The sequence below is a fragment of the Streptomyces sp. BRA346 genome (assembly GCF_052851135.1).
The window spans coordinates 422298-445222 of the sequence record NZ_JAIWIH010000005.1; the positions used below are offsets into that span (position 1 = coordinate 422298).

General features: G+C 72.1%; 18 protein-coding genes. 11 read left to right on the forward strand and 7 right to left on the reverse strand.

Translation table 11 applies throughout. From position 1 onward, the window contains the following. Nucleotides 1-74 precede the first annotated feature (74 nt). The 5 genes from LCH29_RS08625 to LCH29_RS08645 all read left to right on the forward strand — a co-directional run bounded on the left by LCH29_RS08625 (nt 75) and on the right by LCH29_RS08645 (nt 8708). Nucleotides 75-2051 (forward strand): Xaa-Pro dipeptidyl-peptidase, encoded by a 1977-nt coding sequence (locus LCH29_RS08625; protein WP_446461107.1) that lies wholly within the window; start codon nt 75-77, stop codon nt 2049-2051. A gap of 87 nt (nt 2052-2138) precedes the next feature. After that, nucleotides 2139-3467 carry a M14 family metallopeptidase gene (locus LCH29_RS08630; protein ID WP_446461108.1) on the forward strand — a complete coding sequence of 443 codons (1329 nt, stop codon included), beginning with the start codon at nt 2139-2141 and terminating at the stop codon, nt 3465-3467. A 99-nt stretch (nt 3468-3566) separates the two neighbouring features. After that, complete coding sequence (locus LCH29_RS08635; protein ID WP_446461109.1) at nt 3567-5369, forward strand: BCCT family transporter; 1803 nt, start codon at nt 3567-3569, stop codon at nt 5367-5369. 198 nt (nt 5370-5567) lie between these two features. Further along, the gene (locus tag LCH29_RS08640) at nt 5568-6602 is read left to right on the forward strand and encodes an oxidoreductase (protein ID WP_446461110.1); all 1035 of its coding nucleotides are present in this window, start codon (nt 5568-5570) and stop codon (nt 6600-6602) included. Between the two features lie 468 nt (nt 6603-7070). Beyond that, complete coding sequence (locus LCH29_RS08645) at nt 7071-8708, forward strand: ABC-F family ATP-binding cassette domain-containing protein (protein WP_446461111.1); 1638 nt, start codon at nt 7071-7073, stop codon at nt 8706-8708. A gap of 414 nt (nt 8709-9122) precedes the next feature. Here the strand turns inward: LCH29_RS08645 and LCH29_RS08650 are convergent, their stop codons facing one another. From LCH29_RS08650 to LCH29_RS08665, 4 genes are all read right to left on the reverse strand, one after another. Next, on the reverse strand, nt 9123-11507 hold the full coding sequence (locus LCH29_RS08650) for a Tex family protein (RefSeq protein WP_446461112.1): 2385 nt from the start codon (nt 11505-11507) through the stop codon (nt 9123-9125). Between the two features lie 118 nt (nt 11508-11625). Further along, nucleotides 11626-11769 carry an LPFR motif small protein gene (locus LCH29_RS08655; protein ID WP_446461113.1) on the reverse strand — a complete coding sequence of 48 codons (144 nt, stop codon included), beginning with the start codon at nt 11767-11769 and terminating at the stop codon, nt 11626-11628. A gap of 188 nt (nt 11770-11957) precedes the next feature. Beyond that, nucleotides 11958-12821: an SCO6745 family protein gene (locus LCH29_RS08660; protein ID WP_446461114.1), complete on the reverse strand. Its 864-nt coding sequence runs from the start codon at nt 12819-12821 to the stop codon at nt 11958-11960. A gap of 80 nt (nt 12822-12901) precedes the next feature. Continuing rightward, nucleotides 12902-13660, reverse strand: coding sequence for an enoyl-CoA hydratase/isomerase family protein (locus LCH29_RS08665; RefSeq protein ID WP_446461115.1), 759 nt, complete (start codon nt 13658-13660; stop codon nt 12902-12904). A 254-nt stretch (nt 13661-13914) separates the two neighbouring features. On the opposite strand from LCH29_RS08665, the gene LCH29_RS08670 reads away from it, so the two are divergent. After that, nucleotides 13915-14499 (forward strand): ATP-binding protein, encoded by a 585-nt coding sequence (locus tag LCH29_RS08670; protein WP_446461116.1) that lies wholly within the window; start codon nt 13915-13917, stop codon nt 14497-14499. Here LCH29_RS08670 and idi read toward each other — a convergent pair. The 3 genes from idi to galE all read right to left on the reverse strand — a co-directional run bounded on the left by idi (nt 14432) and on the right by galE (nt 17103). Next, on the reverse strand, nt 14432-15046 hold the full coding sequence (idi, locus tag LCH29_RS08675; protein WP_446461117.1) for an isopentenyl-diphosphate Delta-isomerase: 615 nt from the start codon (nt 15044-15046) through the stop codon (nt 14432-14434). The two genes, LCH29_RS08670 and idi, sit on opposite strands and share 68 nt — an antisense overlap. A gap of 54 nt (nt 15047-15100) precedes the next feature. Then, nucleotides 15101-16012 carry a cation diffusion facilitator family transporter gene (locus LCH29_RS08680; RefSeq protein WP_446461118.1) on the reverse strand — a complete coding sequence of 304 codons (912 nt, stop codon included), beginning with the start codon at nt 16010-16012 and terminating at the stop codon, nt 15101-15103. 110 nt (nt 16013-16122) lie between these two features. Next, the gene (gene galE, locus LCH29_RS08685; protein ID WP_446461119.1) at nt 16123-17103 is read right to left on the reverse strand and encodes a UDP-glucose 4-epimerase GalE; all 981 of its coding nucleotides are present in this window, start codon (nt 17101-17103) and stop codon (nt 16123-16125) included. Between the two features lie 404 nt (nt 17104-17507). Here galE and LCH29_RS08690 point away from each other — a divergent pair, with 404 nt between their 5' ends. Genes LCH29_RS08690 through LCH29_RS08710 form a run of 5 tightly spaced genes read left to right on the forward strand, consistent with a single transcriptional unit; the run spans nt 17508 to nt 22860 of the window. Further along, complete coding sequence (locus tag LCH29_RS08690) at nt 17508-19424, forward strand: DUF5941 domain-containing protein (RefSeq protein ID WP_446461288.1); 1917 nt, start codon at nt 17508-17510, stop codon at nt 19422-19424. Continuing rightward, the gene (locus LCH29_RS08695) at nt 19421-20158 is read left to right on the forward strand and encodes a phosphocholine cytidylyltransferase family protein (protein ID WP_123106337.1); all 738 of its coding nucleotides are present in this window, start codon (nt 19421-19423) and stop codon (nt 20156-20158) included. The genes LCH29_RS08690 and LCH29_RS08695 overlap by 4 nt, the downstream gene beginning before the upstream one ends. After that, nucleotides 20146-21219 carry an iron-containing alcohol dehydrogenase family protein gene (locus LCH29_RS08700; protein ID WP_179937639.1) on the forward strand — a complete coding sequence of 358 codons (1074 nt, stop codon included), beginning with the start codon at nt 20146-20148 and terminating at the stop codon, nt 21217-21219. Before LCH29_RS08695 ends, LCH29_RS08700 begins: the two co-directional genes overlap by 13 nt. Further along, entirely contained in the window at nt 21185-21976 is a 792-nt protein-coding gene (locus LCH29_RS08705; RefSeq protein ID WP_446461120.1) for a CDP-alcohol phosphatidyltransferase family protein, read from the forward strand. Before LCH29_RS08700 ends, LCH29_RS08705 begins: the two co-directional genes overlap by 35 nt. A gap of 11 nt (nt 21977-21987) precedes the next feature. Next, the gene (locus LCH29_RS08710; protein WP_446461289.1) at nt 21988-22860 is read left to right on the forward strand and encodes a glycosyltransferase family 2 protein; all 873 of its coding nucleotides are present in this window, start codon (nt 21988-21990) and stop codon (nt 22858-22860) included. Nucleotides 22861-22925 lie beyond the last annotated feature (65 nt).

Below are 22925 nucleotides of genomic sequence, written 5' to 3' on the forward strand. Positions count from 1 at the left end.
CCGCCTTATTCATCAGGGCGCCGCGCCGTCCGCCCTCTTCTGTACAAGAGTTCACTCGCGCTAACGTCCGGCCCGTGCTGCTACGTAGGCGGAATCCCCGCATCCACTGGGTAAGGCACCTCGCTCCGGCGGTCACCGCACTGGTGGCCGCCACCCTCTTACCGCTGTCTCCCCTCGGCACCTCACCGGCCCACGCGGCCACGGTGCGGGAGAGCAGACCCGTGTACTCCTACGACGACGCCATACGCGAATCCGTATGGGTGGACACGAAGCTCGACGGCGACGCGGACGGCAGGACCGACCGGGTCGCCGTCGACATCGTGCGGCCGCGCGAAGCCGCCCGGCAGGGCCGCAAGGTCCCCGTGATCATGGACGCCAGTCCGTACTACTCCTGCTGCGGACGCGGCAACGAGAGCCAGACCAAGACCTATGACGCCCACGGCAAACCGGTCCGGTTCCCGCTCTTCTACGACAACTACTTCGTCCCGCGCGGCTATGCCACCGTCCTCGTCGACCTCGCCGGAACCAATCGCTCCGACGGCTGTGTCGACGTCGGCGGCCGCTCCGACATCCAGTCCGCCAAGGCCGTCGTCGACTGGCTGAACGGCCGCGCCACCGGATACAGCGCCGCGGCGGGCGGCAAGCGGGTCAAGGCCTCATGGAGCAACGGCCGCACCGGCATGATCGGCAAGAGCTACGACGGCACCATCGCCAACGGCGTCGCCGCCACCGGCGTCAAGGGCCTGAAGACCATCGTGCCCATCGGCGCCATCTCCTCCTGGTACGACTACTACTTCGCCAAGGGCGCCGCCCTCTTCGGCTCAGGCCCCGACGGGCTCGCCTACCGGGTCGAGAGCGACGCTGCGCACGGGCGCTGCGACGCCGTACAGAAACGTCTCGTCGACGGTGCCCCGCGCAGCGGCGACTGGACCGGGCTGTGGAGCGCGCGTGACTACGTCCCCGACGCCCGCACGGTGCGCGCCAGCGTCTTCGCCATTCACGGGATGCAGGACCTCAACGTCCGCACCAAGCACCTCGGACAGTGGTGGAACGCGCTCGCCGACGCGGGCGTGGAGCGCAAGATCTGGCTCTCCCAGACCGGACACGTCGACCCGTTCGACTTCCGGCGCGGCACCTGGGTCACGACGCTGCACCGCTGGTTCGACCACTACCTCCTCGGCATCGACAACGGCATCGAGCGCACCCCCATGGCCGACATCGAGCGCGCCCCCGACCAGTGGTCCACCGACCGCGTCTGGCCCCCGTCCGGTACGCGGCAGGCCACCCTGCGCCCGGCTCCGGGCAAGACCCCCGGCGTCGGGGTCCTCGGCACCGAGCGGGCGCGGCCCGGCGCCACCGCGGCCTTCACCGACGACCCCCGGCTGAGCGAGACCGACTGGGCCGCCGACATCGACCGCCCGACCGCGGCCAAGGCGGGCTTCAGCACACCGCCGCTGACGAAGGACCTGCGGCTGTCCGGCTCCGGCACCGTGACGGTCACGGCCACCCCGTCCACCACCAGCGCCCACCTGAGCGCGGTCCTGGTCGACCTCGGCCCCGACACCATCCGCGACTACGGCGCGGCGGGCGAGGGCATCGTCACCCTCGACGACCGCACCTGCTGGGGGAGCAGCACGGCGGGCGACAGCGCCTGCTTCAAGGTGACCGCGGCCGACACGGAGGCCGTCGACCACACCGTCTTCAGCCGCGGCTGGGCCGACCTCGGCCACTACGCCGACGCCCGCAAGGGCCGTCCGCTGACTCCCGGCAAGCCGTACACCATCACCCTCGACCTGGCCGCCACCGATCACGTCGTCCCGGCGGGCCACCGGCTGGGCCTGATCATCGCCGGTACGGATGCCGGACTCCTCGAACCGCCCACCAGCACACCCCGGGTGACCCTCGACCTGAACCGCACCTCGGCCCGTCTCCCGCTCGTCGGCTCCCTGCGGGCCGACGCCGCCGCGTCCGACGCCGCCCCGTCCCCGACCCCGGAGCGGCTGCGCGGCATCCGCACCCCGCACATCGAGTCGCCCCTGCCCCTGCGCTGACGTAACCCGGCACGCACCGGTGAGGCCGCCCGCACCCGGACGGCCTCGCCGGGCACCACCGCACCGTGACCACAGGAGGTCCGCACCGTGTTCTCACCCGCACCCCTCATCCGCACCGCCGTCACCTGCGGCGCGCTCGGCGCGCTGCTCACCGGATCGCTCCTGGCCGCGCCCGCCCGGGCCGAGCCGGGAGCGCCGCCGCGCACCGGGTTCGAGACCAGCAAGGGTGCGCGCTGGACGACGCAGGACGAGGAGGCGGACTTCCTCGCGGCCGTCGACAAGGCCAGTGCGCGCGTGGCCGTGGACACCATCGGCGCCACCGCACAGGGCCGCCCCCTGAACCTGGTGCGGATCGGCGCCCCCGCCGCGCCCGCCGACGCCGCCCGGGCCGCCCGTGGCAACTCCCTGATGCTCATCTGCTCCCAGCACGGTGACGAGCCGTCAGGCCGCGAGGCCTGCCTGACCACCATCCGCGACCTCGCCTACGCCAGGGACCCGGGGACCCGCCGCTTCCTGGAGCGTACGAACGTCCTCGTCGTGCCCACCGCCAACCCCGACGGCCGGGCCGCCGACACCCGCGGCAACTCCGAGGGCACGGACATCAACCGCGACCACATCACGCTCGCCACCGCCGAGTCCCGCGCGATGGCGCGCGTCATCCGCGACTGGCGCCCGGACACCGTGTACGACCTGCACGAGTACGGGGCCACCGTCCCGTACTACATGAAGGACCTGCTGGCCCTGTGGCCGCGCAACCTCAACACCGCAACTCCCGTACACCGCGAGGCGCGTACCCTCTCGGACCGTTACGTGCGCCCGCACGCCGAGGCCGCGGGCTTCTCCACCGGCGTCTACGGCATCTGGACCGACCCCGAGACCGGCGAGCCGGTCAAGCAGGTGGCGGGCGACGGCCAGGAGCGCATCCTGCGGAACGCGGCCGGGACCAAGAACATGGTCGGGCAGCTCGTCGAGACCCGTGTCGACCCGCTCACCGACGCCGAGAAGGCCGACGCCGTCAACAACAAGCGCCGGGTTGGCTCCCAACTCGCCGCCCTGGACGGCGCGTTCGACTTCGTGGCGGAGCGCCGTCCGCGGATCGAGGCCGCCACGACCGCGGCCCGGCTCGCCGGGTACGCGGACCGGGGTCCGGTGTACCTCGGCGGTGCGGACAACGACCCGGCCGGGGAGGGCGACGTCCTCCAGGACCCGCCGTGCGGCTACCGGCTGGACGCCGCGCAGTACGACGGCATACGGGATGAACTCGCCCTGCACGGGATACGGACGCGGGCCCTCCGTGGCGCGGGTCACGAGGTCCTCGTCCCGCTGCGGCAGCCGCTGCGCGCCCTCGTCCCGCTGCTGCTGGACGGCCGCGCAGCCTATCACCTCACCGCTGGTCAGCCCGTGAACACGTGCTGACACAACGGGTGTCGTATTGACATACGTATCCGACTACTGGGTAGCCGCATATTCGTTCCAGTAAACCCAGTGAAAACAAACACAGTGAAAGGTTCATGCGTGACGGAGACACAGAAGGACACGGGGGACGTAAGAAACGACCCTCCGGTCACGGCAGACCTTCCCGGTAGTCCCGACCCGACTCCGGCTCCCCAGACCGACCGCGTGGTGTTCGGCGTATCCGCCGGCCTCACCCTCGCGTTCGTGGTCTGGGGAGCCGTGTTCACCGGCGCGCTCGAGTCTGTCTCGGACAGCATGCTGTCCGGGCTGATCCACAACGGTGGCTGGGCGTTCATCCTCGCCGCCACCGGCTTCGTGATCTTCGCGCTGTGGCTGGCGATGAGCCGCTACGGCAAGATCACGCTCGGGAAGGAAGGCGAGGAGCCCGAGTTCAAGACCGTCTCATGGGTCGCGATGATGTTCAGCGCGGGCATGGGCATCGGCTTGATGTTCTACGGGGTGAGTGAGCCGCTGGCGCACTTCGTCACCCCGCCGCCCGGGACCGACCCCGGCAGCGCGGCCGAGAAGATGCAGGTCGCCATGTCCACGACGCTGTTCCACTGGACGCTCCACCCGTGGGCGATCTACGCGGTCGTGGGCCTCGCCATCGCGTACAGCACCTTCCGCCGTGGCCGCCGCCAGACCATCAGCGCCGTCTTCACCCCGCTGATCGGCAGCAGGAACGCCAACGGCGCGGGCGGCCGCGTCATCGACATCCTCGCCATCTTCGCCACCCTCTTCGGCTCCGCCGCGTCCCTCGGGCTCGGCGCGCTCCAGATCGGCAGTGGCATCGAGGTGCTCGGCTGGAAGAGCGACGTCGGCACCGGGCTGCTGGTCGCCGTGATCGCGGTGCTCACGGTCGCGTTCATCGCCTCCGCCGTGTCGGGTGTCGCCAAGGGCATCCAGTGGCTGTCCAACATCAACATGGTGCTGGCGCTGTTCCTGGCCGTGTTCGTCTTCGTGGCCGGTCCGACGATCATCATCCTGGACCTGCTGCCGACGTCCATCGGCTCCTACATCGGTGACCTGCCGCAGCTGGTCGGCCGCACCGAGGCGACCGGCGGCGACACCGTCGCGACCTGGCTGAGCGACTGGACCGTCTTCTACTGGGCCTGGTGGATCTCCTGGACGCCGTTCGTCGGCATGTTCATCGCGCGTATCAGCCGCGGCCGCACCATCCGGCAGTTCGTCGGCGGTGTGATCCTGGTGCCGAGTACCGTCAGCCTGATCTGGTTCGCCATCTTCGGCGGCTCGTCGATGAAGCTCCAGGCCGCCGGGAAGCTGGGCAAGGAGACCACGCCGGAGGGTCAGCTGTTCGGCGTGCTCGACCAGTACCCGATGGCGAGCATCATGAGCGTCATCGTGATGATCCTCGTCGGCATCTTCTTCGTCTCCGGCGCGGACGCGGCCTCGATCGTCATGGGCACCCTCTCGCAGAAGGGTTCCTTCGAGCCGAGCCGCTTCGTCGTCATCTTCTGGGGCGTCGTCACGGGCGCCGTCGCGGCCGTCATGCTGCTCGTCGGCGGCGGCGGTGACGACGCGCTCACCGGCTTGCAGAACCTGACGATCCTGGTGGCCGCACCCTTCACCCTGGTGATGGTCGGCCTGTGTTGGGCCCTGCTGAAGGACCTGCGCCGCGACCCGCTCATCGTGCGCGGCGAGAAGGGCGAGGAAGCGGTCGAGATGGCCGTCATCGCCGGACACGAGAAGTACGACGGCGAGTTCGAGATCCGGATCGGCCCGGCCGCTCCCGCCGAGAACATCGACGGCGCCGCGGGGACGGGCGAGGCCGAGGCCTCGACCACGGACGCCGCGAAGGACGGCGCGGGCGAGGACCGGGTCTCCACGGGCGAGACCCGCTAGCCAGCCCCTCCCGTCCCACCCATGCGGTGGGACGACGCCTTCTCGCCGGACCCCCGGCCCCGGTCTCCCGGGGCAGCGGGGCTCCGGCGAGAGGCGGTCCCGGCCCCGCGCCGCCGGGGGTCACCCCTGCGCACTCCGCTTTTCTCCCGTTATAGGCGAGTCGCGGTGACGCTGCCCCGATGGGGGAATACTTGGGGCATGACCTCCGAGTACGCCACCTTCGGGCTGGTACCGGCCATGCGCGCCGGCGGCGTCCTGTCCGACGGCGCGTACCAAATGCACCGCGACTTCCTGGACTTCGAGGTGAACGGCAGACCCCTGCTGCCGCGCCTCGCCGACCTCGACGCCGTCTCCCCGCTCACCTCCGACCTCGGCCACGCCGTCTTCGCCGAGCAGGTCCACAGGCTCCTGCTGGAGACCGAGCCACCGCTCGACGGCGGACGGCACGTCATCTACGGCTGCCCCGATTGCGAAGGGCTGGCTTGCGGCGCGGTCACCGCCGTCATCGAGCGGGACGGGCCCGACATCGTCTGGCGGGACTTCCTCTGGCAGACCGACCGGACCACCCCCGACCCCGAACGCGACGGCTACCACGGCATCGGCCCCTACCGCTTCCACGGCGACCAATACCGCGCCGAACTGACCCGGCTGCTGCGCACCGCCGACGCCCACGACCTCTCCGGCCACCGCCGCGTCCTCCTCATCGGCCGACGCGCCGCCCTCCTCGCCAAGCTCGCCGCCGCGCTGCGGCGCACCGGCCTCGGCGCCGAGATCACCCTCGACGCGGCCGGCGCCCACGCGGGCGAACTCCGCCGCTACGCCGTGGTGTTCTTCGGCCGGACGATCCGTCAGGACGAGCGCGACGCCGTACGGGACGCCTTCGCGAAGGCCCGCTCCGACGCCGTCTTCATCACCGGCCTCGCCCCCATCGTTCCCCTGCTCGTCGCCCAGGTCGAACAGGCCCTGGACCGCACCCCGCCGGACCGCCGCCGCCTGGTCCGGCTCGCCGCGCGGGGCGGCGAAGCGCTCGTCGAGGTGGCCGCCGAGTGCCGCGTCCGCCTCGCCGCCCACCGCCTGGACCGCCTCTCCCGCCCCCACACCCTCGACGTCTACGACGCCCCCCTGCCCCCGGGCGTCCACCGCCTGCCCCTCCCGCCGAAGGCGGCCCGCGGAGAGTCCTTCCTGGTGGCACGCACGACGGACACGGTCCTGACGGCGGCGGCTGTGCCGTAGGGGTGGGTGCGGGGGCCGGGGCCTCCGGGGCGGGGCCCTGGACCGTCTATTCACGGCGCCGTTGCTCGGAAGCGTGAAGTGACCGTCGGGCGATGGGCGCCACACATACACGTGGTGTCCAGGACCCCACCCCTCCGACCCCGACCCCCTCCCGTCGAGTCGCGAACCACTGGCCGGTGGCCCCGGCTCCGGAGCGGTCGTGGTCTGCGGCGGGGGTGGCGGGTGCCCGGGCGGGGGTGGGCGCGACCCTGGCTCCCTCTCGTCGAGTCGTGCACCAGTGGCCGGTGGCCTCGGCTCCGGAGCGGTCGTGGTCTGCGCCGGGGGTGGCGGGTGCCGGGCGGGGGTGGGCGCGACCCTGGCTCCCTCTCGTCGAGTCGTGCACCAGTGGCCGGTGGCCTCGGCTCCGGAGCGGTCGCGATCCGCGCCGGGGGTGGCGGGCGCCGGGCGACGGTTAGGATCGGGCCTCTTATGACTGCCACTCTCGTCGCCAAGGATCTGGCCGCCGGACACGGTGACCGCCCCCTCTTCTCCGGGCTCGACCTCGTCGTCGCACCGGGCGAGGTCATCGGCCTCGTCGGGGTCAACGGGGCGGGGAAGTCGACCCTGCTGCGGTTGCTGGCCGGGCTCACCGACCCCGAACAGGGCGCCATCCGGATCAGCCCGCCGCACGCCACGGTCGGCCACCTTCCGCAGGAGCCCGAGCGGCGGGCGGGGGAGAGCGTACGGGCGTTTCTGGCCCGCCGTACCGGCGTGGCCGCCGCGCAGGCCGACCTCGACGCCACCACCCAGGCACTCGCGGACGGCGCCCCCGGCGCGGACGACGCGTACGCCGTCGCCCTGGAGCGCTGGCTGTCGCTCGGCGCTGCCGACCTCGACGAACGCGCCGACGAGGTCGCCGCCTCCCTCGGGCTCGACGTATCGCTCGACCGCCCCATGACCGCCCTCTCCGGCGGTCAGGCGGCGCGCGCCGGTCTCGCCTCGCTGCTGCTCAGCCGGTACGACGTCTTCCTGCTCGACGAGCCGACGAACGACCTCGACCTCGATGGCCTCCAGCGGCTGGAGACGTTCGTCAAGGGACTGCGCGCGGGCACGGTGCTCGTCAGCCACGACCGCGAGTTCCTGGCCCGTACCGTCGACAAGGTCCTCGAACTCGACCTTGCCCAGCAGCAGGTGAACCTGTTCGGCGGCGGCTACACCGCCTACTTGGAGGAGCGGGAGACCGCCCGCCGCCACGCCCGCGAACGCTACGAGGAGTACGCGGACACCCGCGCCTCCCTGGAGGCCCGGGCGCGGACCCAGCGCGCCTGGATGGAGAAGGGCGTCAAGAACGCCCGCCGCAAAGCCCCCGACGGCGACAAGGTCGCCCGGAACGCCCGCGTCGAGTCCACCGAGAAGCAGGCCGCCAAGGCGCGCCAGACGGATCGGCTGATCGAGCGGCTGGAGGTGGTCGAGGAGCCGCGCAAGGAGTGGGAACTGCGGATGGAGATCGCCGCGGCACCGCGCTCGGGCGCGGTCGTGGCGACTCTGCGCGGGGCCGAGGTACAGCGCGGCGACTTCCACTTCGGCCCGGTCGACCTCCAGGTCGACTGGGCCGACCGGATCGCGGTGACCGGCGCGAACGGCTCCGGCAAGTCCACCCTGCTGGCCGCCCTCCTCGGCCGCCTCCCGCTGGACGAGGGCCATGCGTCCCTCGGGCCGGGCGTGGTGGTGGGTGAGGTCGACCAGGCCCGCGCGCTGTTCTTCGGCGGCGAGGCGCTGCTGGACGCTTTCGGCGCGGCGGTGCCGGAGATGGCGCCCGCGGACGTACGGACCCTGCTGGCCAAGTTCGGCCTCAAGGCGGCCCATGTGCTGCGTCCCGCGTCCACGCTGTCCCCGGGCGAGCGCACCCGCGCGGCCCTGGCCCTGCTCCAGGCCCGGGGCGTCAACCTGCTGGTCCTGGACGAGCCCACCAACCACCTGGACCTGCCCGCGATCGAGCAACTGGAGTCCGCCCTGGCCTCCTACAAGGGCACGCTGCTCCTGGTCACCCACGACCGCCGCATGCTGGAAGCGGTCCACACCACCCGCCGCTTCGAGGTAGCGGATGGCCAAGTAACCGAGTCCTGAGGGGGTTACTACCCGCCCCTCCGCCTTCCCGGGCTGCCACCCAGCCCGCCCGGTCTCCGGCCCTTGCGGCCCGCCGCGCGTCCGGAACCGGAGCCGGGGCGGTGGCCCACCACCCAGCCCGTCCCACATCCGTAACCGGGCCCGGGCGGTGGCCCACCACCCAGCCCGGGGCCCCGCCGTCCGGGGCCTACGCAGCCCACCCGCCCTCCGGGGCCACCACCCAGCCCGCCCGGCCTCCGGCCCTTGCGGCCCGCCGCGCGTCCGGAACCGCGCCTGGGGCGGAGCCCACCACCCAGCCCGTCCGGCGTTTGAGGACCGGGGTCCGGGGCGGAGCCCGCCACGCGGCGGAGCCGCATATCGAATGCTGCGGGAAGGGGCGGGGTGGGGAACAACCCACCCCGCACCCCCCAACGGCTACCGCCGCTTCGGATCCACCAGCCCGGCCCGCCGCAACGCATCCGCCATCGCCCCATTGGCAGGCGCGGCATCACGCCCGCCACCCCCACCACGCTGACCGCCCCGCGAACCGCCGCCACCGCCACCACGGCCGCCGCCACCCTGCCGCTGCTTGGGGGCGGAACGGCGCCCGCCACCACCCTGCTCGGAGGAGCGGCCGCCACCACCGGCCTCGTCGTCCAGCCGCAGCGTCAGCGAGATCCGCTTCCGCGGAATGTCCACGTCCAGGACCTTCACCCGCACGATGTCACCCGGCTTCACCACATCCCGCGGGTCCTTGACGAACGTCTTGGACATCGCGGAGACGTGCACCAGCCCGTCCTGGTGCACCCCGACGTCCACGAACGCCCCGAACGCGGCCACGTTCGTGACGACACCCTCCAGGATCATCCCGGACGCCAGGTCGCCGATCTTCTCGACGCCTTCCTTGAAGGTCGCGGTCTTGAAGGCGGGACGCGGGTCACGGCCCGGCTTCTCCAGCTCCTTCAGGATGTCGGTGACGGTCGGCAGACCGAAGGCGTCGTCCACGAAATCATCCGCCCGAAGCGACCGCAGCGTGGCCGTGTTGCCGATGAGCGTGGTCACATCACCGCCCGCGGAGGTGACCATGCGGCGCACCACCGGGTAGGCCTCGGGGTGCACGCTGGACGCGTCCAGCGGGTCGTCGCCGCCGCGGATGCGGAGGAAGCCCGCGCACTGCTCGTACGCCTTGGGGCCGAGCCGGGCCACGTCCTTGAGGGCCTTGCGGCTCCGGAAGGGCCCGTTGGTGTCGCGGTGGGCGACGATGTTCTCCGCGAGCCCGGCGCCGATGCCGGACACCCGGCTGAGGAGCGGCGCGGAGGCGGTGTTGACGTCCACCCCGACGCCGTTCACACAGTCCTCGACCACCGCGTCGAGCGAGCGCGACAGCTTCACCTCGGACAGATCGTGCTGATACTGGCCGACCCCGATCGACTTGGGGTCGATCTTGACCAGCTCGGCCAGCGGGTCCTGGAGCCGTCGGGCGATCGACACCGCACCGCGCAGCGAGACGTCGAGGTCCGGCAGCTCCTGGGAGGCGAACGCGGAGGCGGAGTACACGGAGGCGCCCGCCTCCGAGACCATCACCTTGGTCAGCTTCAGCTCCGGGTGCTGGGCGCACAGCTCGCCCGCGAGCTTGTCGGTCTCCCGGGACGCCGTGCCGTTGCCGATGGCGATCAGCTCGACGTCGTGCTCGCGGGCCAGCGTGGCGAGCCGGTCCAGCGACACCTTCCACTGGTTCTTGGGCACGTGCGGATAGATCGTGTCGGTCGCGGCCACCTTGCCGGTCGCGTCGACGACGGCCACCTTCACGCCGGTGCGGAAGCCGGGGTCGAGACCCATCGTGGCGCGCGTACCGGCGGGGGCGGCGAGCAGCAGGTCGCGGAGGTTGGCGGCGAAGACGCGCACGGCCTCGTCCTCGGCGGCCTGCCGCAGCCGCAGCCGCAGATCGATGCCGAGGTGGACCAGGACGCGGGTGCGCCAGGCCCATCGCACGGTGTCGGCCAGCCACTTGTCGGCCGGGCGCCCGCGGTCGGCGATGCCGAAGCGGTGCGCGATGGACCGCTCGTACGAGGTGGGGCCGGGGTCCTCGGACGGCTCCTCCGGCTCCAGGGTGAGGTCCAGGACCTCTTCCTTCTCGCCGCGGAACATGGCCAGCACCCGGTGCGAGGGCAGCTCGGTGAAGGGCTCGGCGAAGTCGAAGTAGTCGGCGAACTTGGCGCCCGCCTCCTCCTTGCCCTCCCTCACCTTGGTGGCGACCCGGCCGCGCTCCCACATGCGCTCGCGCAGCTCACCGATGAGGTCGGCGTCCTCCCCGAACCGCTCGGTGAGGATCGCCCGCGCGCCCTCCAGCGCGGCGGCCGGGTCCGCGACGCCCTTGTCGGCGTCCACGAACGCGGCGGCGGCCGCCGTCGGCTCCACGGTCGGGTCGCCGAGCAGCCCGTCGGCGAGCGGTTCGAGACCGGCCTCGCGGGCGATCTGCGCCTTCGTACGGCGCTTCGGCTTGAAGGGGAGGTAGATGTCCTCCAGCCGGGCCTTGGAGTCGGCGGCGAGGATCTGCGCCTCCAGCGCCTCGTCCAGCTTCCCCTGCGACCGCACCGATTCGAGGATCGCGGCGCGCCGCTCCTCCAGTTCCCGCAGATAGCGCAGCCGCTCCTCCAGGGAGCGCAGCTGCGCATCGTCGAGCATCTCCGTCGCTTCCTTGCGGTAGCGCGCGATGAACGGCACGGTGGAGCCGCCGTCGAGCAGCTCGACGGCGGCCTTGACCTGCCGTTCCCGTACGCCGAGTTCTTCGGCGATCCTGCCTTCGATGGACGTCGTCACGATCACGCTCCGCTTTCGGTCTGCACTGCATCTGCATTGTGGCAGGTGGCACTGACGAAGCGGTCACGGACGACGTGTTCGGCGGGTGTCGGAGGACATTCCCCAGGACGTACGGGGCTCAGACGTGCCTACGGCGGCCCGCGCGGCCGGCCGTGTCGGCGGCCCCGCCGAACAGCCGGGCCACGGCACGGAACGGAAGCGTCACCACCGTGGCGATCGCGGATCCGATGGCGCGGAGCACATCGGCAACAGCTCGCAGCACTTCAGACCTCCCATCGGGTCGGGAGCGGGACGACAGCCGCCGCCGGGCGCCGCACGTACGCGGAGCACGGGCACTCGCCGGCGTGCGCGGCGCGCGGTTGGGCGCCCGGTGAAAAGGGCGGCCGATCACTCAACAAGCGGGTATCCCGCCTCACCGCGCACAAACCCGCCCCGACCCCCGGGGGAGCGTCAGCGCTTGCTCAGGAGGTCCGCCGGGAAGGCGCCCGCCTCCATGGCCCGCGCCGTGAACGCCCCGGCCAGCTCCGTCAGCCGGGCCACCCCCGCGGCGCCCAGGTGCTCGTACGGGGCGGAGTCCAGGCGGTCCGTCTCGTCCTCCACGGACTCGCGCAGCGCGAGTCCGGCTTCGGTCAGCTCGCCCGCCTCGTCCAGCAGCCCGCGCGCCCGCAGCCGGTCCTGTCCGGCGGCCAGCTCCTCGGCGGTCCAGCCGCGGGTCGCCAGGAGCCACTTCGGAGACATGCCCTTGCCGGTCGCCGTGTGGCTGACCAGGGCCTCCACCGCGTCGAGCCCGGCGGCGGTGAGGGCCATCAGATGGGTGTCGCCGCGGTGCTCGCGCAGCAGGGTGGCGGCGTGCCACAGGGCCAGGTGCGGGGCCTCGGGCACGGGGAGGTCGGCGTGGGCGGCGTAGAGGGGGCGCGCGGAGCGGGAACACGCCTCGGTGGCGCGCAGCGCCAGCTCGGCCGTCTCGGCCATCTCCTTCGAGGCGAGCGCGTCGTCCCCGAGCAGCCGCCGCAGCACGGAGTCGGCCGCCCGCAGCCGGGCCTCGAGGGCATCCTCGGGGGAGACCACGTCCCAGGCGCGCGGGATGTGGCGGGCTACCAGGTCGTGCTTGAAGTTGAAGAAGGTCGCAGTGACGGTCCCCGCACCCACCCGGCCGAACGCCGCCGCACGGCCCACGAAGTAGACGGCCCCGCGCTCCTCCAGGCCCAGTGCGGCCAGTTCGTCTGCGTAGTCCGGGGCGAAGTAGACGGTGGAGTGCAGCGGATTGACGACGGAGTGGCAGCGCCGTACGGCGCGCTCGGGAAGTGTGGTCATGGAGCGCACGCTACCGGCTGGTAAGGGGAGTCGGCAGCCGGGTCCGGCAGTCCGGGACCGGGTGGCCGGTTCCGGTGTGGTCAGGCGACCGGCGGGGTCCATGCGAAGCGCGGCGCCCGGCGCCCCAGGAAGGCGGCGATCCCCTCCCCGGCCTCACCGCTGACCCGCGCCTGCTCCTGCCAGTACGCGATCCGCTCCGCGTCGGCGGGCCCGGCCGCGAACTCCTTGGCCGCCGCCTGCGTGAGCTGCGAGCGGGACACCAGCACCCGCGTGAACTCCGCGACCCGCTTGTCCAGCTCGCCCGTCGGCAGCACCTCGTCGACCAGACCGGTGCGCAGCGCCCGCTCGGTGCCGATCAGCTCGCCCGAGAACAGCAGGTACTTGGTGCTGGCGGGCCCGATCAGCTCCACCAGCCGCCGCGTGGAGCCGGGGGCGTAGACGATGCCGAGCTTGGCCGGGGTGACCCCGAAGAGCGCGCCCTCCTCCGCGAACCGCAGATCGCAGGCGGCGGCCAGCTGGCAGCCGCCGCCCACGCAGTAGCCGCGCACCGCGGCCAGCGTCGGCTTGGGGAAGGCCGCGAGGGCCTCCTCGGCGGGCAGCGCGAGACCGGTCGACTGCTCGTACGTCGCGCTCAGCGAGCCGATGTCGGCGCCCGCGCAGAAGGTGTCCCCGTGGCCGGTGAGCACGAGCGCCCGTACGGCGGGGTCGGCGGCGAGCCGGTCGAGCAGCGGGGGCAGCGCGCTCCACATGGCGGGGGTCAGCGCGTTGCGCTTGGCGGGATTGCGGATGACGACGGTCGCTATGCCGTCCGTGACGTCGTGCCGCAGGCAGGGCTCCATGCGGCGGATCGTATCCGGCCGCCCGGCCCCACCTCCCGAGGACTTCGGACCGGGCCTTCGGGCCGGGTCAAGCCATAGGCACCAGGGGGCGTCATTCAGACGGGCAGGAACAGTCGAGCGAGTGACCCTGGCATACGCCAACGAACAAAATCGGTCGATAGGCGTTAAGTTGTGCTCACTTCGCCGGTCCGTACCAGACCATTCCCAACACTCGACCCGAGAGGTCGAGCCGTGGCGATGGGTGGGTGTCGGGCATGGAGATCGTCGGGAGAGTCCCCTCCGAACCGGGGCACGCCCCGCCGCGCGGACCGGCGGTCGGCGAGGGGGTGTGGCGGTTCACCGCACCGGCCCTGGAGTCCTCCGTACCGCAGGCCCGGCACGCGGTGCGCGACCTGCTGGCCCATCAGGGGGTGTCCGGGCAGGGCGATCTGGTGCCGAATCTGCTGCTGATCGTCTCCGAGCTCGTCACCAACGCGGTGCGGCACGCCGCGCTGCTCTCCCCGCAGATCGGGGTCGAGGTGTCGATCGGCCGGGGCTGGGTGCGCGTCGCCGTCGAGGACAACCATCCGTACCGGCCCAGACCCCTGGAGCTGGAGGCGGATCAGGGGCGGACCGGCGGCCGCGGACTGCTGCTGGTGCAGGCGATCGCGGAGGAGTCCGGCGGGCGGTACGACGTCGATCACACGGCGAGCGGCGGCAAGGCGGTCTGGGCGGCCCTGCCGCTGACCTCCGCCGCCCCCGCCCCCGACCCCGTGCCCGGCGGCGGGCCGCTCACCAGCCTGCGGCCGCCCCGGTCAGCTCCCGGATCGCCGGCCGGGCCGCGTCCAGCACGGTCATGAACCACGCCGAGAACGGGCCCTCCGCGCGCAGCTTCGCCAGCTCGTCCGGCGTGACGAAGGCCGTCTCGCCGATCTCCTGCGGATCCGGCCGCGGCGTCTCCTTCGACAGCCCGACGAACAGGTGGTTGTACTCCTGCTCGACCAGCCCCGAGTCCGGGTCCGGGTGGTTGTAGCGGACCGTGCCCGCCTCGCCGAGCAGCGCGGGCGCGATGCCCAGCTCCTCGCCGGTGCGGCGGGCCGCGGCCACGAACGGCGGCTCACCGGGGTACGGGTGGCCGCAGCAGGTGTTCGACCAGACGCCGGGGGAGTGGTACTTGCCCAGCGCCCGGCGCTGGAGCAGCAGCCGCCCCCGCTCGTCGAAGAGGAAGACCGAGAACGCCCGGTGCAACTGCCCGGGCGCCAGGTGCGCCGCGAGCTTCTCCGCGGTGCCGATCGTGGTGCCGGCCTCGTCGACCAGTTCGAGCATGATCGATTCCGACGAGCCGTTCGGCGCGGGGGGCGCGGCGGCGGACTCGGCGGAGGGGCCGCTTGCGGGTGTGATCGGCATGACCGTCCTCATAGTTCCGACTTTGGCCCCAAGTCTGCCGCACCCATGCCCGTGTCACTGGCACAGCCGGGCTTCGTGATCAGCATGTCCACCCGGTTCCAGCTGAAACGTGCAGTGTGCGACGTCGAAATGCTCCCCCAGACACCCCTGGAGATCGTGCAGCAGCCGCTCATGACTCACCGCGTCGAGCACCGGTCGCCCGACCACCACATGCGCGGAGAGCACCGGCATCCCGGAGGTGATCGTCCACACGTGGAGGTCGTGCAGCCCCTCCACGCCGGGCAGGGCGAGGATGTGGGCGCGCACCGCGGCCATGTCGACGTTCCGCGGCGCCGCCTCCAGGAGGACGTTCAGCGTCTCCCGGAGCAGGGTGTACGTACGCGGCACGATCATGAGCGCGATCCCGAGCGAGGCGATCGGATCGGCCGCCTGCCACCCCGTGGCCACGATGATCCCGGCCGACACCAGCACCGCGACCGACCCCAGGGCGTCCGCCAGCACCTCCAGGAACGCGCCCCGCACGTTCAGGCTCTCCCGCTGCCCGCCCCGCAGCAGGGCCAGCGACACCAGGTTCGCGGCCAGGCCGACCGTGCCGAAGGCGATCACCAGGCCGCCCCGGGTGGCGGCGGGTTCGAGGAAGCGCAGCACCGCCTCGTAGAGGATGTAGCCGCCGACGCCGAACAGCAGCAGACAGTTCGCGAGCGCCGCCAGGATCTCGGCGCGCGCGTATCCATACGTACGCCGCGGGCTGGGCGGCCGCCCGGCGAAGTGGATCGCCAGCAGCGACATGGCCAGCCCGAGCGCGTCGGTCGCCATGTGCCCGGCGTCCGCGAGCAGCGCGAGCGAATCGGCGAGCAGCCCGCCGACGATCTCCACGACCATCACGGTGACGGTGATGACGAGCGCGATCCGCAGCCGCCACCGATGCCCGGTGCCCGCGGTGCGGTGGTCATGACCTGCGCCCATGTCGGTACGGCCCTCCTACCCGGGACGGCCCCCGTCCCCAGTGAACTACGCGGGGGCCGCGCCCCGGGCAGGGATACCGCCGTCCGGTCGAGCCGTGCTGGGGCCGAGGGTCAGCGCGCCTCGGGGTGGTGGAGGCACCAGCCCTCCCAGGCCGACTCCACCATCGCGCGGACGTCGTGCCGGGCGCTCCAGCCCAGTTCCTTGGCGATCAGGTCGGTCGATCCGACGACCCGGGCGGGATCGCCGGGGCGACGGGGCTCGACCACGGGGGCGCGCTCGCGGCGGCCGGTGACCTCGGCGATCAAGTCGGCCATCTCGCGCACCGAGACGCCCTGACCGGTGCCGATGTTCACCGTCAGATCGCCCGCGCCCGGCCGCGCGGCCAGTCGGCGGGCCACGGCGAGATGGGCGGAGGCCAGGTCCTCGACGTGGATGTAGTCGCGGATGCAGGTGCCGTCCGGGGTCGGATAGTCATCACCGAAGATCCTCGGAGCCTCCCCACGTGTGATCCGCTCGAACATCATCGGGATGATGTTGGACACCCCGGTGTCGGACAGCTCGGGCCGCGTGGCACCCGCCACATTGAAGTAGCGCAGACAGGCCGTCGAGATCGAATGCGCCGCCCCCACGGCCCTGACCAGCCATTCTCCGGCGAGCTTGGTCTCTCCGTACGGGTTCATCGGGACGCACGGGGTGTCCTCGGTGACCAGTTCCACATCCGGCATGCCGTAGACGGCGGCGGAGGAGGAGAAGAGGAAGCTGCCGATCCCGGCGGCGGCCACGGCCTCCAGCAGCACGGTGAGGCCGTGCACATTCTCCCGGTAGTACCGCAGCGGCTGCTCGACCGACTCCCCGACCTGCTTCTTCGCCGCCAGATGCACCACGCCGGTGATGTCCATCTCGGCGAACGTACGGTCCAGTAGCTCACGGTCGAGCGTGGAGCCGCGCACGAGCGGAACGTCCTCGGGCAGCCGCTCGGGGATTCCGCTGGAGATGTCGTCGAGGACGGCCACCCGCTCGCCGGCCCGGGCCATCGCCCGCACGACATGCGATCCGATATATCCGGCACCACCTGTGATCAGCCATGTCATGACGGCACCCTATCCACAGGTCAGGGCGGCGCCCGTTTGTCGAGGGGACACGCCATCCACCATGATGATCGACGGCGCGCGGAAGCGGTCGTTCCCCCGATCGTGTGGTGAATGTGCGGTGAACGGTCGCTTCCATCGATCCGATAGCCTCTGCCGACATGCCGCCCGCCCCACCCGGGACCGGGATGCGCGATGCCCCTGTGCCAGGGGGTGTCCGCACAGTCGCGTCGGGTCAGCCCGCGGCGTCTGGTGCGTGCGATCGCAAGGCGGAGGGTCGTCCTCATGGGGGCACCTCCCGGACGGAGTCCGGGGGCGGGCCTACTTGGACGGGCCCGACAACGCAGCGAGCGTGCGTGCCAGGCGTCGCGGGCCCGGCGGGACTGGCTGCCAAGGAGTGAGTTCGTCTGTCGACCGCGATTCTCACCGGTGCCCCGGTCGCCGGCTCGTCTCTCCAGGACGACCTGCGGTCGCTGGGTTTCGACGTGCGCACGGCGATCGACGCGGCCGGGGTGGCGACGGAGCTGGCCGCCGTCCCGCCGCGTGAGCGGGTGGCCCTCGTCGACCACCGTTTCGTCGGCCACGGCCACGCCCTCCGGCTGGCGCTGACCGACCCCCGCTTCCCCGTCGCCGCCGTGTCCGGCGCGCTGACGGCGCAGCCGGAGGCGCGGGCCGCGCTGGACCGCGCCGTCGCGGCCGCCGCGGCGGCCCCCGGCGCCGCCGGGCAGGCCGACCGCGCGCCGTCGCCCGCGGGCGCCGCCGGAGCGGTGGCGACGGTCGGCAGCGCCGAGGAGACGGCTGAGGAAACGGCCGAGGCCCGTACGCCCTCGCTCGTGGACGACATCGCGGCCGCCCTCGACGCCGAAGGCACCACCCCCCACCGGCCCGAGCTGGGCGTGCTCGTCGCCACCGTGCCCGCGGACGAGGAGCGGCGGACGGCGGCGCTGGCGGAGACCGCCGCGGTGGACGAGGAGAAGGTGCGGCTGCGCACCGCCGTGAAGGCGCGGGACGGCTTCTTCACGACCTTCTGCATCAGCCCCTACTCCCGCTACATCGCCCGCTGGTGCGCCCGTCGCGGGCTGACGCCCAATCAGGTCACCACGGCCTCCCTCCTCACCGCCCTCATCGCCGCGGGCTGCGCCGCGACCGGCACCCGGCCCGGGTTCGTCGCGGCCGGGGTGCTGCTGATCGCCTCGTTCGTCCTCGACTGCACCGACGGCCAGCTGGCCCGCTACTCGCTCCAGTACTCCACCCTCGGCGCCTGGCTGGACGCGACGTTCGACCGCGCCAAGGAGTACGCGTACTACGCGGGCCTCGCCCTCGGCGCCGCGAACGCCGACGGCGATGACGTCTGGGCGCTCGCGCTGGGCGCGATGGTGCTCCAGACCTGCCGCCACGTCGTGGACTTCTCCTTCAACGAGGCCAACCACGACGCCACCGGCAACAGCAGCCCCACCGCCGCCCTCTCCGACCGCCTCAACAGCGTCGGCTGGACGGTCTGGGTGCGGCGCATGATCGTGCTGCCGATCGGCGAGCGCTGGGCGATGATCGCCGTGCTGACCGCGCTCACCACGCCCCGCATCACCTTCTACGTCCTGCTCATAGGCTGTGCGCTGGCCGCCTGCTACACCACCGCCGGGCGCGTGCTGCGCTCGCTCACCCGCAAGGCGCGGCGCACCGACCGGGCCGCGCAGGCCCTCGCCGACCTCGCGGACTCCGGCCCGCTGGCGGAGCTGGTCGCCAAGGCGGCCGCCCGTAAGCCACACAACTACCTGGCCCCGGTCGTGGCCGCCCTCGGCGCCGCGCTCCTCGTTGCCGGTGCCGCCGCGCTGCCCGCCGGGTCCTGGCTCGCCGTCGCGGGCGCCGCGCTCTACGCCGTCCTCGCCGGCTGCGCCGTCGCCGCACCGCTGAAGGGCCCGCTCGACTGGCTGGTGCCGCCCCTCTTCCGGGCCGCCGAATACGGGACCGTCCTCATTCTCGCGGCACGGTCGCAGGTGAACGGAGCATTGCCCGCTGCTTTCGGGCTGGTGGCGGCCGTCGCCTACCATCACTACGACACGGTGTACCGCATCCGCGGCGGCACCGGGGCGCCCCCGCACGGGCTGGTGCGGGCGATCGGCGGGCACGAGGGGCGGATCCTGGTGGTCACGGCCATCGCCGTGCTGCTGCTCGGCTCGGGCCAGGGCGACCCGAACCAAGGTTTCACCATCGTGCTGACCGCGCTCGCCGTGGTCATCGCGCTGACGGTGCTCATCGAGAGCATCCGCTTCTGGGTGTCCTCCGGAGCACCCGCTGTCCACGACGAAACAGGAGAACCCGCATGATCGGCCTCGTGCTGGCGGCCGGCGCCGGACGGCGTCTGCGCCCCTACACCGACACCCTCCCCAAGGCCCTGGTGCCGGTCGACGGTGAGACCACCGTCCTCGACCTGACCCTCGGCAACTTCGCGGAGGTCGGCCTGACCGAGGTCGCGATCGTGGTCGGCTACCGCAAGGAAGCGGTGTACGAGCGCAAGGAGGCCCTGGAGCAGAAGTACGGCCTCAAGCTCACCCTGATCGACAACGACAAGGCCGAGGAGTGGAACAACGCCTACTCCCTGTGGTGCGCCCGTGACGCGATCAAGCACACCGTGATCCTCGCCAACGGCGACACCGTGCACCCGGTCTCCGTCGAGAAGACCCTGCTCGCCGCGCAGGGCAACGGCCAGAAGATCATCCTCGCCCTCGATACGGTGAAGCAGCTCGCCGACGAGGAGATGAAGGTCGTCGCGGACCCGGCCAAGGGCGTCCAGAAGATCACCAAGCTCATGGACCCGGCCGAGGCCACCGGTGAGTACATCGGCGTCACCCTCATCGAGGGCGAGGCCGCCGCCGATCTCGCCGACGCGCTGAAGACCACCTTCGAGCGCGACCCCGACCTCTACTACGAGGACGGCTACCAGGAGCTGGTCAACCGCGGCTTCAAGGTCGACGTGGCCCCGATCGGCGACGTCAAGTGGGTCGAGATCGACAACCATGACGACCTGGCGAAGGGCCGTGAGATCGCGTGCCAGTACTGACGAGGCTCATCCCCTCGCCGCTCGTCGTCGACATCCGCGCGGGCGCCCTGGACGACCTGGCGGACGTCCTGGCCGACCAGCGGATCTCGTCCTCCGGTAAGCTCGCCGTCGCGATCAGCGGCGGCTCCGGGGCCCTGCTGCGCGAGCGGCTGGCCCCGGCGCTGCCCGGCGCGAGCTGGTACGAGGTGGGCGGCGGCACCCTCGATGACGCGATCAAGCTCGCCGACCGGATGAAGTCCGGGCACTACGACGCGGTCGTGGGACTCGGCGGTGGCAAGATCATCGACTGTGCGAAGTTCGCCGCGGCGCGCATCGGTCTCCCGCTGGTCGCCGTCGCCACGAACCTCTCGCACGACGGTCTGTGCTCACCGGTCGCGACCCTCGACAACGACGCGGGCCGCGGCTCGTACGGTGTGCCGAACCCGATCGCCGTGGTCATCGACCTCGATGTGATCCGCGAGGCACCGGTCCGGTTCGTCCGCTCCGGCATCGGCGACGCGCTCTCCAACATCTCCGCCGTCGCGGACTGGGAGCTGTCCGCCCGCGAGACGGGCGAGCAGATCGACGGACTCGCGGCCGCCATGGCGCGCCAGGCGGGCGAGGCCGTGCTGCGCCACCCCGGCGGCGTCGGCGACGACGGCTTCCTCCAGGTGCTGGCCGAGGGCCTGGTCCTCACGGGCATCTCGATGTCGGTCGCGGGGGACTCCCGCCCGGCGTCCGGTGCCTGCCACGAGATCAACCACGCCTTCGACCTCATGTTCCCCAAGCGCGCGGCGAGCCACGGCGAGCAGTGCGGTCTCGGCGGGGCGTTCGCGATGTACCTGCGCGGGGAGCACGAGCAGTCGGCGTTCATGGCCGAAGTGCTGCACCGGCACGGTCTTCCGGTGCTGCCCGAGGAGATCGGCTTCACCGTGGACGAGTTCGTCCAGGTCGTGGAGTACGCGCCGAAGACCCGCCCCGGGCGCTACACGATCCTCGAGCACCTCGACCTCTCATCCGACGCGATCAGGGACGCATACGCCGACTATGCCAAAGCAGTCAGTCAAGCCATCAGTGGCTGAACTCCGCCCGGTCGTTCACCCCGCGGGGGTGAAGGACCGGCGGAGCGGTGAGCACTGGGCCGGGCGCCTGTACATGCGGGAAATCTCGCTGCGCTGCGACCGGCACCTGGTGAACACCCGGGTCACGCCCAATCAGCTGACGTATCTGATGACCGTCTTCGGCGTCCTCGCCGCTCCGGCCCTGCTGGTGCCGGGGATCGCGGGCGCCGTGCTCGGCGTGCTGATGGTCCAGCTCTACCTGCTGCTGGACTGCGTCGACGGTGAGATAGCCCGCTGGAAGAAGCAGTTCTCGCTGAGCGGTGTGTACCTGGACCGCGTCGGCGCGTACCTGTGCGACGCCGCGGTGCTCGTCGGCTTCGGCCTGCGGGCCGCCGACCTGTGGGGCTCCGGGCGGATCGACTGGCTGTGGGCGTTCCTCGGCACCCTCGCCGCGCTCGGTGCCGTCCTGATCAAGGCCGAGACCGACCTCGTCGGGGTCGCCCGGCACCAGGGCGGTCTTCCCCCGGTCAAGGAGGCGGCTTCCGAGCCGCGCTCGTCCGGTGTGGCGCTGGCCCGCAGGGCGGCCGCGGCGCTCCAGTTCCACCGGCTGATCCTCGGGATCGAGGCATCGCTGCTCGTCCTGGCGCTGGCGGTCGTGGACCAGGTGCGCGGCGACCTGTTCTTCACCCGGCTGGGCGTGGCCGTACTGGCCGGTATCGCCCTTCTGCAAACCCTGCTTCACCTGGTGTCCATCCTCGCGTCGAGCAGGCTCAAGTGACGGGCGGCACGATGAAGGTCGGAGCGGTTGTCCTCACGATGGGCAACCGCCCCGAGGAGCTGCGCGCACTGCTCGACTCGGTCGCCAAGCAGGACGGCGACCCGATCGAGGTGGTGGTCGTCGGCAACGGCTCGCCGCTTCCGGCGCTGCCCGAGGCCGTACGGACCATCGAGCTGCCCGAGAACGTGGGCATCCCGGCGGGGCGCAACGTCGGCATCGAGGCGTTCGGACCAGGCGGCCGCGACGTCGACGTCCTGCTGTTCCTGGACGACGACGGGCTGCTGCCGGGCACCGACACGGCCGAGCTGTGCCGGGAGGCGTTCGCCGCCGACCCGGAGCTGGGCATCATCTCGTTCCGCATCGCCGACCCCGATACGGGCGTCACCCAGCGCCGTCACGTGCCCCGGCTGCGCGCCGCCGACCCGATGCGGTCCTCGCGGGTCACCACCTTCCTCGGTGGTGCCAACGCGGTCCGCACCGCGGTCTTCGAGCAGGTCGGAGGGTTGCCGGACGACTTCTTCTACGCCCATGAGGAGACCGATCTGGCCTGGCGGGCCCTGGATGCCGGGTGGATGATCGATTACCGGTCGGACATGGTGCTGCACCACCCGACCACCGCGCCCAGCAGGCACGCGGTCTACCACCGCATGGTCGCGCGCAACCGGGTCTGGCTGGCCCGGCGAAACCTTCCGGCCCTGCTCGTACCCGTGTATCTGGGCGTCTGGCTGCTGCTCACACTGGCCAGGCGACCCTCCAAAACCGCGCTTCGTGCCTGGTTGGGAGGGTTCCGCGAAGGCTGGAAGACCCCTTGCGGTCCACGGCGGCCCATGAAGTGGCGTACGGTATGGCGCCTGACCCGACTGGGCCGGCCTCCTGTCATCTGACAAGCTCGTATCAGATACGCATCGAGCGCGACCGGGGCGCGGCCCCGCTCAGCGCACCCTGAAGA